We start from the raw sequence: 13670 nt of genomic DNA on the forward strand, positions 1-13670 counted from the left end.
GGAAACGACACATTAAAGGGAGCGGTCGCTGGCCGCTCCCCTTGTTCCGGCGGGCGGGTGACGGATCAGAACCGGTAGGCGTAGCGGATGCCGAAATTGGTCAGGCCGTCGTTCTTCTCGCACAGCCGCGCGTTCGACATGTGGTCGACGCTCAGCATGATGCTGTTCGAGCCGTCGAAATTATAGCCCACCGACACGCTTTCGTGGAAGTTGAAGCGGCAGCCGTAGTTCGCGCTGTCCGCGGTGCGCCTGTCGGTTTCGCCGTCATGCACGGCGCCGCCCAGCGTGAAGTCGAGAAAGATGTGGTCGGTGAAGTAGATATCCCAGCCGAGGCCGAGATAGGCGAGGCTGGTGCCGTCGCCGGTGTTGATGTCGGCGCCCAGCACCGGGTTGGGCGAAAAAGCCCAGGAGAGAAAATCGGGCGTGGTGAACCGCACTTCCAGATTGATGTCCGGGTTGGCGGTCTCGTAGCGCGAGCCGAACATGCTTGCGTCGTGATCGTAGATGCCGCCCCGGATCTCGGTGATGAAGTTTTCGGCGGATGCCGGAGATTGCAGGCAGGCGAGCGATGCCGCCGTCGCAGCGGCGAGAGCGAGTTTCTTGAACGTCACCTTCGGAATTCCCCTCTTGATGAACGCCCGCCGTCGCGGTTCGCGGGCGAACATCAACGCGCGGCGTTCCGTCCGGTTCCTCGTCAGCGGCTCGTCAGGTAAAGCCCCGCCATGATGACGATGATGGCGAGGAACTGCAGTCCCACGCGCCAGCGCATCAGCGTCTGCGAGCGGCTCGCGGAGCCGCCCCGCATCATGTTGAAAAGCCCGAGCACCAACACGACAAGGACCGCCGCGAGGGCGATGGGCCCGAGCCAGGCAAAGACGTCAGCCATCAGTTTCCCCCTTCAAGCAGGCGGCGGGCGATCACCTGCGCCTGGATTTCCGCCGCGCCCTCGAAGATGTTGAGGATGCGCGCATCGCACAGCACCCGGCTTACCGGATATTCGAGGGCGAAGCCGTTGCCGCCGTGAATTTGCAGCGCATTGTCCGCCGCCGCCCAGGCGACGCGGGCGGCGAGAAGTTTCGCCATGCCCGCTTCGAGGTCGCAGCGCCTGCCGCCGTCCTTTTCGCGCGCGGCGAAATAGGTGAGCTGGCGCGCCACCATGATTTCGACGGCCATCATGACGAGCTTGCCGTTGACGCGCGGGAAATCGAAGATCGGCTTCGAAAACTGGATGCGGTCCTGCGCGTAACGCAGCCCCAGTTCCAGCGCCGACTGCGCCACGCCCACCGCGCGCGCCGCGGTCTGGATGCGCGCGCTTTCGAAAGTCTGCATCAATTGCTTGAAGCCCTGGCCTTCCTCGCCGCCGAGCAGGTTTTCGGCCTTCACCTCGAAATCGTCGAAGCCGATCTCGAATTCCTTCATGCCGCGATAGCCGAGCACCTCGATCTCGCCGCCCGACATGCCTTTGGCCGGGAAGGGTTCGTTATCGTCGCCACGGGGCTTTTCGGCGAGCAGCATCGAGAGGCCCTTGTAGCCGGGCTCGTCATTGGTGCGGCAGAGCAGCGTCATCACGTCGGCGCGGGCCGCATGCGTGATCCAGGTCTTGTTGCCGTTTATCTTGTAGACGTCGCCGTCGCGCTTGCCCCTCGTCTTCAGGCTGGCGAGGTCGGAGCCCGTGTTCGGCTCGGTGAACACCGCCGTCGGCAGCACTTCGCCGGACGCGATCTTTGGCAGCCACTTGTCCTTCTGTTCCTTCGTGCCGCCGCCAAGGATCAGCTCCGCCGCGATTTCGGAGCGCGTGCCGAGCGAGCCGACGCCGATATAGCCCCGGCTCAGTTCCTCCGAGACGACGCACATGGATTCCTTGCCGAGGCCGAGCCCGCCGAATTCTTCCGGGATCGTCAGGCCGAAGACGCCGAGTTCCGCCATCTGTTTCACGACCGGCATCGGAATGTAGTCGTCCTTCAGGTGCCACTCATGCGCATGCGGGATCACTTCCGCGTCGGCGAAGCGGCGCATCTGGTCGCGGATCGCGTCGTAGGTTTCCTCGAGGCCGGTATCGCCATAGGTCGAGGCGCCCGCATTGGCCGCGATCAGCTCGGCGAGCCGCGCCCGCGTCGCCCGCGTGTTGCCGGCGATCATCAGCTTGCGCACGGCGTCGTTGAACAGAACCTGCCCCTCCTCGTGCGTGACGCCAAGATCGCGCAGGCGCACGATCTCGCCCTGGCTCATCGGAATGCCGCCCGCGATCTGCGAGAGATATTCGCCGAAGCCCGCCTGCACGATCAGCGCCTCGAACTCGCCGAAGCGTCCTTCCTCCGTCATCCGCGCCGCATAGGAGGCGAGCTGGCGCAGCGCCTCCACATAGGTCGCCAGCCAGGCGAAGCCGTGCACCGCGAATTGCTCGCGCTCGATCGCGGCCGCCGAAACCTTGCCGTCCTTCGCGACCATGGCGAAGACCGCCGCCTTCGCCTTCGCGAGCAGGGTATCGGCCGCCTCGACGGCTTTGGCGGTCAGCGGCAACAGGTCGGCGAGCGGGATGTCGGCCCCCGCTTTCGAGCCGGAGGGGGCGCTCTGGGCTTGGCTCATGGGATGAACTCACTGGTGTGACGCGCTTGAAAAGGGGCGGAAAGCGCGGACGGGACAAGGAAAACCGGAATTTCGCAACAGGCCCGGGGGGAATGGCATGGGCCCGTCAATGTCTATATATCTCGAACCCTCCGCTCCGGCCAGCCGGACGGGGCGATTCGGTTTTTCGTGTATCGGGGCCTCACGGGGGGTTTTCATGGACAGCGCCAGAACATCGGTCGGCGACAGCACCAAGGTGGTCGGCCTCGTGATCGGCGCGCTTCTCATCGCGCTGTCGGCGGTGATGCTCGTGCCGGTGCTGGCCGAGATCGTCGCCAAGAGCGGCGACTGGGAGGCCTTCCTGTCGAGCGCGGTCGTCACCGGCTTTGTCGGCGGCGCGCTGATGCTGGCGAACCAGACCGAGGACCGCGATCTCGGCCACCGCGCCACTTTCCTCGTCACCACGCTCGGCTGGCTTTCGGTCAGTGCCTTTTCGGCGCTGCCCTTCGCCTTCTCCCAGGTCGACATGAATTATACGGATGCCTTCTTCGAGGCCATGTCCGGCGTCACCACCACCGGCTCCACCGTGATGACCGGGCTCGACGCCACGCCGCCCGGCATTCTCCTCTGGCGCTCGCTCATCCAGTGGATCGGCGGCGTCGGCATCATTCTGACGGCGGTGGCCATTCTGCCCTTCCTGCGCGTCGGCGGTATGCAGCTTTTCCGCACCGAGAGTTCCGACCGCTCGGAAAAAGTGCTGCCGCGCCCGGGGCAGATCGCGGTTGCCATCGGCGAGGTCTATCTCCTGCTCACGCTGCTTTGCGCGCTCGCCTATATCCTCGGCGGCATGACCGCCTTCGATGCGCTCAACCACGCGATGACGACGATCTCGACCGGCGGCTATTCCACCCACGACGCCTCGTTCGGTTATTTCGACAGCAGCTTCATTCACTGGGCCGCGATCGTGTTCATGATCTCGGGCGCGCTGCCGCTCGTCCTTTATGTGCAGACGCTGCGCGGCACCGGCGAAACCTTGTGGCGCGATCCGCAGGTGCGCGCCTTTCTCACGCTCATCGCCGCCGTGTCGGTAACGATGTCGCTCTGGCTTGCCGCGCGCGGCGACTACGGCTTCTTCGAGGCGTTGCGTCTCGTCACCTTCAACGTGGCCTCGGTCGTCACCACCACGGGCTTTGCCAGCACCGACTACACGCTCTGGGGGCCCTTCTCTGTCATGGCCTTCTTCATCCTCATCTTTCTGGGCGGCTGCACGGGCTCGACATCGGGCGGCCTCAAGATGTTCCGGCTGCAGATTCTCGGCCTTCTTTTCAAGAGCCAGGTTCGCCAGACGCTTTATCCGCATGTCGCGCAGACCATGCGCTATGCCGACCGCACGGTGAGCCGCGAGATCGTCTTCTCCGTCGCGCTCTTCGTCTTCGTCTTCATGGGATCGATCCTGGTGGGCGCGCTCGCCATTTCGGCCTTCGGCATCGACATGGTGACGGCGCTTTCGGCTTCCGCGCAGGCCTTCGCCAATGTCGGTCCCGGCCTTGGCCCCATCGTCGGCCCCGCCGGCAATTTCGCCTCGCTCCCCGACGGCCCCAAACTTATCCTCTCCTTCGCAATGCTCCTCGGCCGCCTCGAACTGCTGACGGTGCTGGTGATGTTCTCGAAGGATTACTGGGAGAAGTGAGCGAGGAAATGGAATTTTTCCTGCGCATGGTATCGATCGGTGTCGGTGCCACCGTGGTTCTCGATCTGTGGGTGTTGTTTGCGACCCGGGTGCTCGGCATCTCCGGGCCCGATTGGGCAATGGTGGGCCGCTGGATCGGGCATTTGCCGCGCGGACGCTTCCGGCATGTCAGCATGGCTGCGGCGTTGCCGGTTCGCGGCGAGCGTCTCCTCGGCTGGAGCACGCATTATGCGATCGGCATCGCCTTCGCCGGCTTTCTTCTGGCGATCTGGGGCCTCGACTGGGCGCGTCAGCCGACATTGCTGCCGGCCCTGATCGTCGGGGTTCTGACGGTTGCAGCGCCGTTCTTCATCCTGCAGCCGGGGATGGGCGCGGGGATCGCCGCTTCGAAAACGCCGAAACCAAATGCGGCGCGTCTTCGGAGCCTTGTCTCCCACACCGTCTTCGGCATCGGCCTCTACGTTTCGACCTTGCTCGTTGCGATGGTGCCTTTTTAAGGAACGGGCAGGCGTTGCCGGTGTGAATAGCAGATTTAGATACGACATAAGCCGTCATGGTCCGCTTTAGGCGGGTCATCCACGCCTGCCCCGGCGAAAGCCGGGTCTTTCTTTTCTTCATTTCGCGCCGCTTGACCTGCCGGGCTGCGTCGCCAAGACTCGACGAAGATTTGCCGCCTCAGCGAAGCGTGCTTCCATGCCGACGACAATTCGCCTCGACGCAGAAACCGAAAGACGCCTCGCCATGCTCGCCGCAAGGACCGGCCGCAGCAAGACCGCGTTGCTGCGCGAAATCGTCAGACGGGGGATCGAAGACAGTGAAGACTATTGGCTGGCTGCCGACGTGCTGGCGCGTGTCCGCGCCGGGCAGGAGAAGACGCATTCTGCAGCCGCCGTGCGGAGAGTGCTTCCTCTGACTGACTAAGCGCCAGCCTCGCAAACGAGAGTTGCTAGGGGTTCCTGTTTATTTCTCCATGCTCCTCTGTGCCCATCGCGTCATTAACGACGCCAGGACGGGCAGCGAGCATCCGTAGACTGTACGGGAATTGCGGTTCCATGAACTTTGCAATGCGACGATCCAGTACCGGCATTCGCCATCCGGTTCAAATCTGAATCCGAAAATTGGACCACCACTCATTCCCTCTATGTTGTGCGGCAAGTCGGTCTCGATCTGCCCAACGAACCGAGGATAGCGAGTAGGGGGATGCTCAATCGGCAGCGCGTCGACCCTTCTCACACCAAGCATTGTGGGAGAAACGGTGCCTGCGCCAGACGATGAGACGCGGTCCGATGCGAGCTCCGTTGGAAAGCCGAGCATCTCATATTTGTTGAACGACACATCGCATTGGTGCGCCCAATTTGCTTCCTGAAGCGCGACCACTCCGTTCTTCGCGAGCAACCGGGCGTGGTGAAGCTCAATTCGGACAACGCCGAAGTCAAGGCCTTGGTCCTCGTCGTCGATGTAGAAGAACCGGGCATCCCTCAGGTTGAACGGAATCGGGATGTCGCTAACTCGCTTATCGCCGAAAGTGTCTGCCCAAGCCGTACTCACTATCTCGACGCTGCTGGAAGCGCGCAATTCATCGAGCTTTTTCAGGACATGACCCGCCGTCAAGAAACACAACATATCGTCAACTACGATGAGCGTTCCGGAACATGTCGCAAATCGTGGTGGCTGAACGGAATCTTCGTGTGTCTTGTGGCGGAATGTAATGCACAATCCCACAAGATGTCGGCAGAAGAATTCAACTACGTTTGGTTTTTCTTCGGTCGTCATCGGCCCGGCATTTCAACTTCATGGTAGAATCACAACAGTCTAACATGCGCTATACAGGGCGTCCTTGTTCAGCCGGGCTACCGTTAAAGCCCTTTGATACGTGACTGGTTCGATCTGCGTGCCTTCCTACCCCGCGTAGGAGAGCCCCTAAAGGCTCTCCTCCACATTCGCCGGCACGTTCAACGGTATCTTCAGATAGCGCTTGCCGTTGTCCTCCGCCGGCGGAACGTGTCCGGCGCGGATGTTGACCTGGATCGAGGGCAGAAGCAGCACGGGCGCCGCCAGTGTCGCGTCGCGCTTCTCGCGCATGGCGACGAAGCTGTCCTCGTCCACGCCGTCATGGACATGGACGTTGCGGGCGCGTTCCTCCGCCACCGTCGTTTCCCACACATAGTGGTCGCGGGTTTCCGGCTTGTAGTCGTGGCACATGAAGAGCCGCGTCTCGGGCGGCAGCGCCAGCAGTTTCCGGATCGAGCGGTAGAGCGTGCGCGCGTCGCCGCCAGGGAAGTCGGCCCGCGCCGTGCCGTAATCCGGCATGAAGAGCGTGTCACCGACGAACACCGCATCGCCGATCCTGTAGCTCACGCAGGCGGGCGTGTGGCCGGGCGTCCCGATCACTTCCACCGTCAGCCCGCCGATGGCGAGGCTCTCGCCTTCCTTGAACAGGCGGTCGAATTCGCGGCCGTCGGTCGGGCCCTTCTGGTTGAAGACCGGCGTGAAGATTTTCTGCACATCGTTGATATGCGCGCCGATGCCGATTTTCGCACCCGTCTTCGCCTTCAGATATTGCGCGGCGGACAGGTGGTCGGCATGGGCATGGGTTTCGAGGATCCATTCGATTCGCGCCTTCGCCTTTTCGGCGGCGTTGAGCAGCCTGTCGGCGCTCGCCGTCGAGACCTTGCCCGACTTCGGATCGTAGTCGAGCACGGGGTCGACAAAGGCGGCGGCGCGGCTTTCGGGATCGACCACCAGATAGCTCACCGTATTGGTGGCCTCGTCGAAAAAGCCCTGAATTTCCGGCTTTTTTGCGTTGCTCATGGGGTATCTCCTTCTTCGTTTCCGGCCGGTTTTCAACATCGGGCCGGTCTGTCTCTTGACATATATATTAGCATTCCCTAATTTAGCAATACCTAAAACGAAGATCGGCCGGAGGCCGGGCGATGCGAATGATGAAAAGCGATATTTCGAAGCTTGCCGAAAGCGCGGGCGAGGCGGCGCGGATGCTCCGCCTGCTTGCCAATGAAAAGCGCCTGCTGGTGCTCTGCGCGCTGGCGGTGAAGGGCGAGGCGAGTGTTACCGAGCTTGCCGCCGAAGCCGAGCTTGGCATGTCGGCGCTTTCGCAGCATCTGGCGAAGCTCCGCGCCGACGGTCTCGTGGCGACGCGGAAGGAGGCGCAGACGGTCTACTATCGGATCGCCGATCCCGATGCGGCGAAGATACTGAAGACGCTGAAAGACATTTATTGCGCGTGAGCGATTTGCGCTCCGCGCCCACAAGGAGAACGAAAGATGAGCCTCAGGACCCTGACCCCCGAAGAAGCGAAGGCAATGGCCGCGCGCGGCGCCGTCATCGTCGACATTCGCGAGCCGGACGAGTTCGCCCGCGAGCATATTCCGGGCGCGGTGAACGAGCCGCTCTCGAAGCTTGGCGGCCATCGTGCCGCCTCGGGCGCCGACATCGTCGTCTATCACTGCAAGTCCGGCATGCGCACGAAAGCCAATGTGGCGAAGCTCGCGGCGCCGGAAACCTGCGAGGCCTATATCCTCGAAGGCGGGATCGATGCCTGGAAGGCGGCGAAGCTGCCCGTCGCGGCCGATGCCGCGCAGCCCATCGAGCTGATGCGCCAGGTGCAGATCGCGGCGGGCTCGCTCGTCGTGCTCGGCGTGGCGCTCGGCGCGGGCGTGCATCCGGGCTTCTACGCGCTTTCGGCTTTCGTCGGCGCGGGCCTCGTCTTTGCCGGCGTCTCCGGCTTTTGCGGCATGGCGCGTGTCCTCACCTTGATGCCGTGGAACCGCGCGCTCCGCGCCTGAGTGTGAAACCCGCATCATGGAGTTCGCCGCCGCCGATCTTCTGACGCTCGCCTCCGGCGCCCTGGTCGGGCTCACGCTCGGTCTTGTCGGCGCGGGCGGGTCGATCCTCGCCGTGCCGCTTCTCGTCTATGTCGTCGGCGTCGCCTCGCCGCATGTCGCCATCGGCACCGGCGCCATCGCGGTAGCGGCGAACGCGCTGGCCGGCGTCTTCCTCCATGCGCGGGCGAAGACGGTCAAATGGCCCTGCGCGCTCGTCTTCGCGGGCTCGGGCGTCGCCGGCGCCTTTCTCGGCGCGCGGCTCGGCAAGATGGTCGACGGCGATCTGCTGCTCGGCCTTTTCGGCCTCGTCATGATCGCGGTCGGCGTCTCGATGTTTCTCCGCAAGGGCGATGGCGGCAATGCCGATGTCCATCTCGACCGCGCATCGGCGCGCAAGCTGCTGCCGTCGCTCGTCGGCTACGGGCTCGCGGTCGGCCTTCTCTCCGGCTTCTTCGGCATCGGCGGCGGCTTCCTCATCGTGCCGGGGCTGATCGGCGCCACCAACATGCCGATCCTCTATGCCGTCGGCTCCTCGCTCGTCTCGGTTTCCGCCTTCGGCTTCGCCACCGCCTCCTCCTACGCGCTGGCCGGTCTCGTCGACTGGCACGCGGCGGCGTTTCTCCTCCTCGGCGGCCTCGCCGGCGCCGGCCTCGGCGCGGCGCTCGCCCGCCGCCTCGCCACCCGCAAGGCCCTCCTCACCCGCCTCTTCGCCATCCTCGTCATCGCGATCGGGTTCTATGTCGCGGGGCAGGGGGTGCTGATCTTCGTTTGAGGTGCGGCGGCATCGGACATGATTTGTAACGACGTCATAAAACTGTGCTTGGTGTGTCTGCCTTCCTGCCGCCAAACTGCCGCCGGTTTCGGAAAAAGGGAGGGATGCGGATGAAAGCTTTTGGCCTCTTGTTGCTGCGTGTTGCCCTGTCCGGGCTTGTCGCGGTCTGGGCGGCGGCGCGCATCGCCGCGCCGGAGGGGGGCGTGCCCGCCCTCGATGTCTGGTTTCCTTCCGTCGCGCTCGATCCGCTTTCGGTGCGGCTCGCCGGCGGGCTGGCGGCGTTTGTCGCATTTCTGGTTCTCACCGGCTTTTTCCGGCTTGCCGCCTATCCGCTCCTTCTTGCCGGTCTCGTTGCCGCCGCCGTCGCGGCATGGCCGTTTCCCTCCGCGCCGATCGATCTCGTCTCGGGCGGCGTCAGCTTCTTTCTTCTGCTCGCGGCGCTGGCCGTGGCCGCCTTGTTGCCGCTCGCCTTTTACGATGAGGACCGGTTGTCGCTGGACCGTCTCGCCGCGCGGCGTCCGATAGCCGCCGCCGCGGCCGTTGCGGCTTCCGTGCCCGACGAACCTGCTCCGTCTACAGAGGAAATGAGTCCCGCGGCTCATGTCGAGCCGGCAGCCGCCGTCGAAACGGTGGAGACGGTGGAACCTGTCGAGGCGGAGGCGGCTCCCGCCTGTGAGGTGCCGGCGCCCGAACCGGTCGCGTCTGTCGAAGCGGCTCCGGAGGTTTCCGGCGAAGAGCCGGAGCAGGCCCCCGCGCATGAGGTGGCGGCGGCCGAACCGGAACCGTCCGAGACCGAAAAATCCGCCGCCTGAGGCAGCCGGAAAAACCGGGGATAAATTTTTTGCTCTCACCTCGGCGCGCGGGCGAAGCGGAAAGCGGGGATTACTTTTTCCGGGCCGGCCGGCGAGCCTCTGCACGACATGAAAAGGGCCGGGGATAACCCGGCCCTTTGCGTTCGTTTTCCGTCCCGAAATTGTGTGTGACAAAACGATGACAGTTCGGTGACAGACGCCCGTTTTCGGGGCTATTTCGCCTGACTTGTCCCCGCTTCGACCGCGTCCTCGATGGTCCTGAGGCCCGGCCGCGCGGCCGATACCAGCACCGCCATATTGCCCGGCAGGTGCTCGTTCTTCCACATCTTGGTATGCGCCAGCGGAATGTCCGCCCACGGAAGGACTTCCGACATGCACGGGTCGATGCGGCGTTCGATGACGAGCTGGTTCGCGGCGGATGCCTGTTGCAGATGCGCGAAATGCGAACCCTGGATGCGCTTCTGGCGCATCCACACGAAGCGTGCGTCGAAGGTGAGGTTGAAACCCGACGTGCCGGCGCAGAACACCACCATGCCGCCGCGCTTCGCCACCATGCAGGAAACCGGGAACGTCGCTTCGCCGGGATGTTCGAAGACGATGTCGGGGTCGATGCCCTTGCCGGTGATGTCCCAGATCGCCTTGCCGAATTTGCGCGCTTCCTTCATGAAGTCGTTGAACTCTTCCGAATTCACTTTCGGCAACTGCCCCCAGCAGTTGAAATTCTTTCTGTTGATGACGCCCTTCGCACCCATCGACATGACGAAGTCGTGCTTGCTGTCGTCGGAGATAACGCCGATGGCATGGGCACCCGCCGTCGCGCAGAGCTGCACGGCGAAGGAGCCGAGGCCGCCGCTCGCGCCCCACACAAGCACGTTCTGTCCGGGCGAGAGAATATGCGGCCGGTGGCCGAACAGCATGCGGTATGCGGTCGCGAGAGTGAGTGTGTAGCAGGCACTCTCTTCCCAGGTGAGGTGCTTCGGGCGCGCCATGAGCTGCTGCGATTGCACGCGGCAGAACTGCGCGAAGGAGCCGTCCGGTGTCTCGTAGCCCCAGATGCGCTGCGTCGGCGAGAACATGGGGTCGCCGCCATTGCATTCCTCGTCGTCGCCGTCGTCCTGGTTGCAATGGATGACGACCTCGTCGCCGACCTTCCACCGCTTCACCTTCGCGCCGACCGCATAGACGATGCCGGAGGCGTCCGATCCCGCGATGTGATAGGGCTGCTTGTGAACGTCGAAGACGGAAATCGGCGTGCCGAGGCCGGCCCAGACGCCGTTGTAGTTGACGCCGGCCGCCATCACGAGGACGAGCACCTCGTTGCTGTCGATCTCCCAGGTCGGCACGACCTCGACCTGCATCGCCTGCTGCGGCGGTCCCTGCCGGTCCCTGCGGATCGCCCACGCATACATGTTTTTCGGCACGTGACCCACGGGCGGTATCTCGCCGACTTCGTAGAGGTCTTTTTTCTCCGTGTGCGTCATATTGCGCCTCGCTCGCTTCGGGTGCCGCTTTGGCGCGGATCATTGGCATTTGACGCTACGGATGCAAGAAACTTTTGCGCTGCAATATAGAAAGTTTGCGGGCGGAAACGCTGGAATCCCGCGGGTTATTTGACGTAGCGTCACTGGAATTGCGGAGTTATACTACGTACATTGCTCGGCAGGGAGGAGAACCCGATGCAGAAGATCAAGGACACCTATGCGTTAGCGCTTGAGGACAGCCACTGGCCGGTGCCGCAGAATTTCGACGCGATGTTCAACTGGAACTACGATCCCGAACGCAACGCGATGATGGGGCTCTATCGCAAGGGCGTCGAGATGCAGTGGGATGCAAACACGCGTCTCGACTGGTCCCAGGAACTCGACGAAGACAATCCCGAACAGTTGCCCGACGAAATGCTGCCGATCAACGGCATGGCGCAATTCGAGAAGATGTCGCGCAAGGAAAAGGCGAATGTGCGCAAGCATTTTCAGGCATGGCAGCTTTCGCAATTCATGCAGGGCGAACAGGGTGCCCTGATCTGCACCGCAAAGATCGTGACGCAGGTGCCGGACATGGATTCGAAATTCTATGCCTCGACGCAGGTGATCGACGAGGCGCGCCATGTCGAGAGCTACAAGCGCCTGCTCGAAAAATTCCAGCTCGCCTATCCGATGACGAAGCCGCTGCAGGATTTGATCGAGCAAACGCTGCTCGATTCGCGTTGGGATATGACCTATCTCGGCATGCAGGTGGTGATCGAGGGGCTGGCACTGGCGTCGTTCGCGCAGATCCGCGACAACGCGCAGAACCCGCTCGCCGCGGCGGTCAATGCCTATGTGATGCAGGATGAAAGCCGCCACGTCGCTTTCGGGCGTCTTGCGCTGCGCGACTACTATCCGCAGCTCACCGAAAAGGAACGCGACGAGCGAGAGGAATTCCTGCTCGAAGCGAGTTACCTCATGCGCGACCGGTTCGACGCGGTCGAAGTCTGGAAAAACCTCGGCCTCGATCCCGTCGCCTGTGGCGAACACATGTACAATTCGGGCTTCATGACGAAGTTCCGGAGTTCGCTCTTCCAGCGCATCGTGCCGATCGTCAAGGATGTCGGCCTCTGGGGTCCGCGCATCCGCAAGGGTTACGGGGAGATGGGCGTTCTCGACTATGCCGATCAGGACGTCGACCGGATGCAGTCCGACGACGAGAGCATCGCGCTCGAATTCGATGCCCGCCGCCGCCACATTGAGAGCATGGCGGCACGTGCGAACGGCATGGCGGCAACGGCTGCCGAATAGGCTGCCGCGCGACAATCGGGGAAACGCCGGGCAATGCCCGGCGTTTTCTCTTTGGCCCATACAATGGGCCTCATTCTCGCCATACGGGTCCGTCTCCATGGAAGGGTTCACCAGAGGAGGACGAGATGCGACATGGTTTCATTACGGCCGGCATCGCCGCCGCGCTCATTCTTTCATCCGCACCGGCACAGGCAAGGAACGACAAGCCCGGGAAGCCTGACGGAGCCGGTTCCCAGGCCGACATCGGCGTCAATGTAACCGTGGTATTCGAAGCGGACGAGACGCGGCTCATCCGCGACTATTTCGCGACCAATCCCATGGAAACGAAGCCGTTGCCGCCGGGCATCGCAAAGAACCTGGCGCGCGGCAAGCCCCTGCCGCCCGGCATCGCCAAACGCTATCTGCCTCAGGATCTATCGGCGCGCCTGCCGTCGCGATCGGGTTACGAACGGCTGATCGTGGGCGGCGACATCCTGCTCGTTTCTCTCGCGACAGGTATCATCGTCGATCTGCTCGAAGACGTTCTATGAACGGATGAAGGGTAAAGGCGGGCGAGGCTCGCGCGACGGAATGCGGTGGCGGGACCGTTTAAACAGGGAAGTCTTCCCTTTTCCCAAGGAGGCGGGAGCCTCGCTTCCGTACACTCATGAAAACATCCGTCCGAGCTCTTTCTCTGGCCTTGGCATTCTTTGTTGCCGCCACCGGGGTCGCCCTGGCGCAGCCTGCCGGTCCCCAGCAGGGCCAGCAGCCATCTCACGGTCAGACGCAGGGCCAGCAGCCGTCTCACGGTCAGCAGCAGGAGCAGCCTCGGGGCGGATCGCAAGGCCAGCAACAGAAGCCGCAGCAGGGTCAGCCGCATATCTCGCAGCAGAATCGGAGCGCCAAGGCAGCGCCGCCGGAATTCAGGGCGCAGGATTCGCAGGCGGTCCGCACCTACTTCCGCCAGAACATGCAGACGCCGGTTCCCTTGCCTCGCGGCACAAAGCTGATCGTCGGGCAGAAGCGTCCGCTCCGGGTGGAATATCGCGATGTGCCGCCGCCGCTTCTCAAGCGGCTTCCCGCCTATGATGGCTATAGCTACTATCTCGCGGGGAACGATCTGATCCTCGTCGCCATCGCCACGGGCGTCATCGTCGACATTCTGACATCCGTCCACTAAGGCTGGGCTCGGTCGAGCCTGAATTCGGTCTGTGCGTGCGCGCCGGAACCATCGGG

At 63.3% G+C, this 13670-nt stretch carries 16 protein-coding genes; 10 read left to right on the plus strand and 6 right to left on the minus strand.

Features of this window, described 5'->3' with window-relative positions; all coding sequences use genetic code 11:
• Positions 1–65: 65 nt before the first annotated feature.
• The 3 genes from Q8S60_RS08690 to Q8S60_RS08700 all read right to left on the minus strand — a co-directional run bounded on the left by Q8S60_RS08690 (position 66) and on the right by Q8S60_RS08700 (position 2586).
• Entirely contained in the window at positions 66–611 is a 546-nt protein-coding gene (locus Q8S60_RS08690; protein WP_305274950.1) for an acyloxyacyl hydrolase, read from the minus strand.
• A gap of 83 nt (positions 612–694) precedes the next feature.
• Positions 695–886: a twin transmembrane helix small protein gene (locus Q8S60_RS08695; protein ID WP_305274949.1), complete on the minus strand. Its 192-nt coding sequence runs from the start codon at positions 884–886 to the stop codon at positions 695–697.
• Positions 886–2586, minus strand: coding sequence for an acyl-CoA dehydrogenase family protein (locus Q8S60_RS08700; protein WP_305274948.1), 1701 nt, complete (start codon positions 2584–2586; stop codon positions 886–888). The genes Q8S60_RS08695 and Q8S60_RS08700 overlap by 1 nt, the downstream gene beginning before the upstream one ends.
• A 196-nt stretch (positions 2587–2782) precedes the next feature.
• Here Q8S60_RS08700 and Q8S60_RS08705 point away from each other — a divergent pair, with 196 nt between their 5' ends.
• From Q8S60_RS08705 to Q8S60_RS08715, 3 genes are all read left to right on the plus strand, one after another.
• On the plus strand, positions 2783–4255 hold the full coding sequence (locus Q8S60_RS08705) for a TrkH family potassium uptake protein (protein ID WP_305274947.1): 1473 nt from the start codon (positions 2783–2785) through the stop codon (positions 4253–4255).
• Between the two features lie 8 nt (positions 4256–4263).
• On the plus strand, positions 4264–4752 hold the full coding sequence (locus Q8S60_RS08710; RefSeq protein WP_305275118.1) for a DUF2938 domain-containing protein: 489 nt from the start codon (positions 4264–4266) through the stop codon (positions 4750–4752).
• Positions 4753–4948: 196 nt separating this feature from the next.
• Positions 4949–5176: a ribbon-helix-helix protein, CopG family gene (locus Q8S60_RS08715; protein ID WP_305274946.1), complete on the plus strand. Its 228-nt coding sequence runs from the start codon at positions 4949–4951 to the stop codon at positions 5174–5176.
• Positions 5177–5215: 39 nt separating this feature from the next.
• Here the strand turns inward: Q8S60_RS08715 and Q8S60_RS08720 are convergent, their stop codons facing one another.
• Positions 5216–6028: a hypothetical protein gene (locus tag Q8S60_RS08720; protein WP_305274945.1), complete on the minus strand. Its 813-nt coding sequence runs from the start codon at positions 6026–6028 to the stop codon at positions 5216–5218.
• A gap of 147 nt (positions 6029–6175) precedes the next feature.
• Positions 6176–7066, minus strand: coding sequence for an MBL fold metallo-hydrolase (locus tag Q8S60_RS08725; RefSeq protein WP_305274944.1), 891 nt, complete (start codon positions 7064–7066; stop codon positions 6176–6178).
• Between the two features lie 122 nt (positions 7067–7188).
• Here Q8S60_RS08725 and Q8S60_RS08730 point away from each other — a divergent pair, with 122 nt between their 5' ends.
• The 4 genes from Q8S60_RS08730 (at position 7189) to Q8S60_RS08745 (ending at position 9681) form a co-directional block, all read left to right on the plus strand.
• Positions 7189–7500, plus strand: coding sequence for a metalloregulator ArsR/SmtB family transcription factor (locus Q8S60_RS08730; protein ID WP_305274943.1), 312 nt, complete (start codon positions 7189–7191; stop codon positions 7498–7500).
• Between the two features lie 36 nt (positions 7501–7536).
• Positions 7537–8058, plus strand: a complete 522-nt coding sequence (locus Q8S60_RS08735; protein WP_305274942.1) for a rhodanese family protein — start codon at positions 7537–7539, stop codon at positions 8056–8058.
• 16 nt (positions 8059–8074) lie between these two features.
• Positions 8075–8869 carry a sulfite exporter TauE/SafE family protein gene (locus Q8S60_RS08740; RefSeq protein WP_305274941.1) on the plus strand — a complete coding sequence of 265 codons (795 nt, stop codon included), beginning with the start codon at positions 8075–8077 and terminating at the stop codon, positions 8867–8869.
• A 110-nt stretch (positions 8870–8979) separates the two neighbouring features.
• Positions 8980–9681 carry a hypothetical protein gene (locus tag Q8S60_RS08745; RefSeq protein ID WP_305274940.1) on the plus strand — a complete coding sequence of 234 codons (702 nt, stop codon included), beginning with the start codon at positions 8980–8982 and terminating at the stop codon, positions 9679–9681.
• 212 nt (positions 9682–9893) lie between these two features.
• Here Q8S60_RS08745 and ccrA read toward each other — a convergent pair whose 3' ends face one another.
• Entirely contained in the window at positions 9894–11162 is a 1269-nt protein-coding gene (ccrA, locus tag Q8S60_RS08750; RefSeq protein WP_305274939.1) for a crotonyl-CoA carboxylase/reductase, read from the minus strand.
• Between the two features lie 195 nt (positions 11163–11357).
• On the opposite strand from ccrA, the gene Q8S60_RS08755 reads away from it, so the two are divergent.
• The 3 genes from Q8S60_RS08755 to Q8S60_RS08765 all read left to right on the plus strand — a co-directional run bounded on the left by Q8S60_RS08755 (position 11358) and on the right by Q8S60_RS08765 (position 13614).
• Positions 11358–12455 carry a ferritin-like domain-containing protein gene (locus tag Q8S60_RS08755; RefSeq protein ID WP_305274938.1) on the plus strand — a complete coding sequence of 366 codons (1098 nt, stop codon included), beginning with the start codon at positions 11358–11360 and terminating at the stop codon, positions 12453–12455.
• A 125-nt stretch (positions 12456–12580) separates the two neighbouring features.
• Positions 12581–12985, plus strand: a complete 405-nt coding sequence (locus tag Q8S60_RS08760) for an anti-virulence regulator CigR family protein (protein WP_305274937.1) — start codon at positions 12581–12583, stop codon at positions 12983–12985.
• A 149-nt stretch (positions 12986–13134) separates the two neighbouring features.
• Positions 13135–13614: a hypothetical protein gene (locus tag Q8S60_RS08765; RefSeq protein ID WP_305274936.1), complete on the plus strand. Its 480-nt coding sequence runs from the start codon at positions 13135–13137 to the stop codon at positions 13612–13614.
• Positions 13615–13670: the final 56 nt, after the last annotated feature.

Source organism: Parvibaculum sp., from assembly GCF_030694575.1.
In the GTDB taxonomy this organism is placed as follows: domain Bacteria; phylum Pseudomonadota; class Alphaproteobacteria; order Parvibaculales; family Parvibaculaceae; genus Parvibaculum.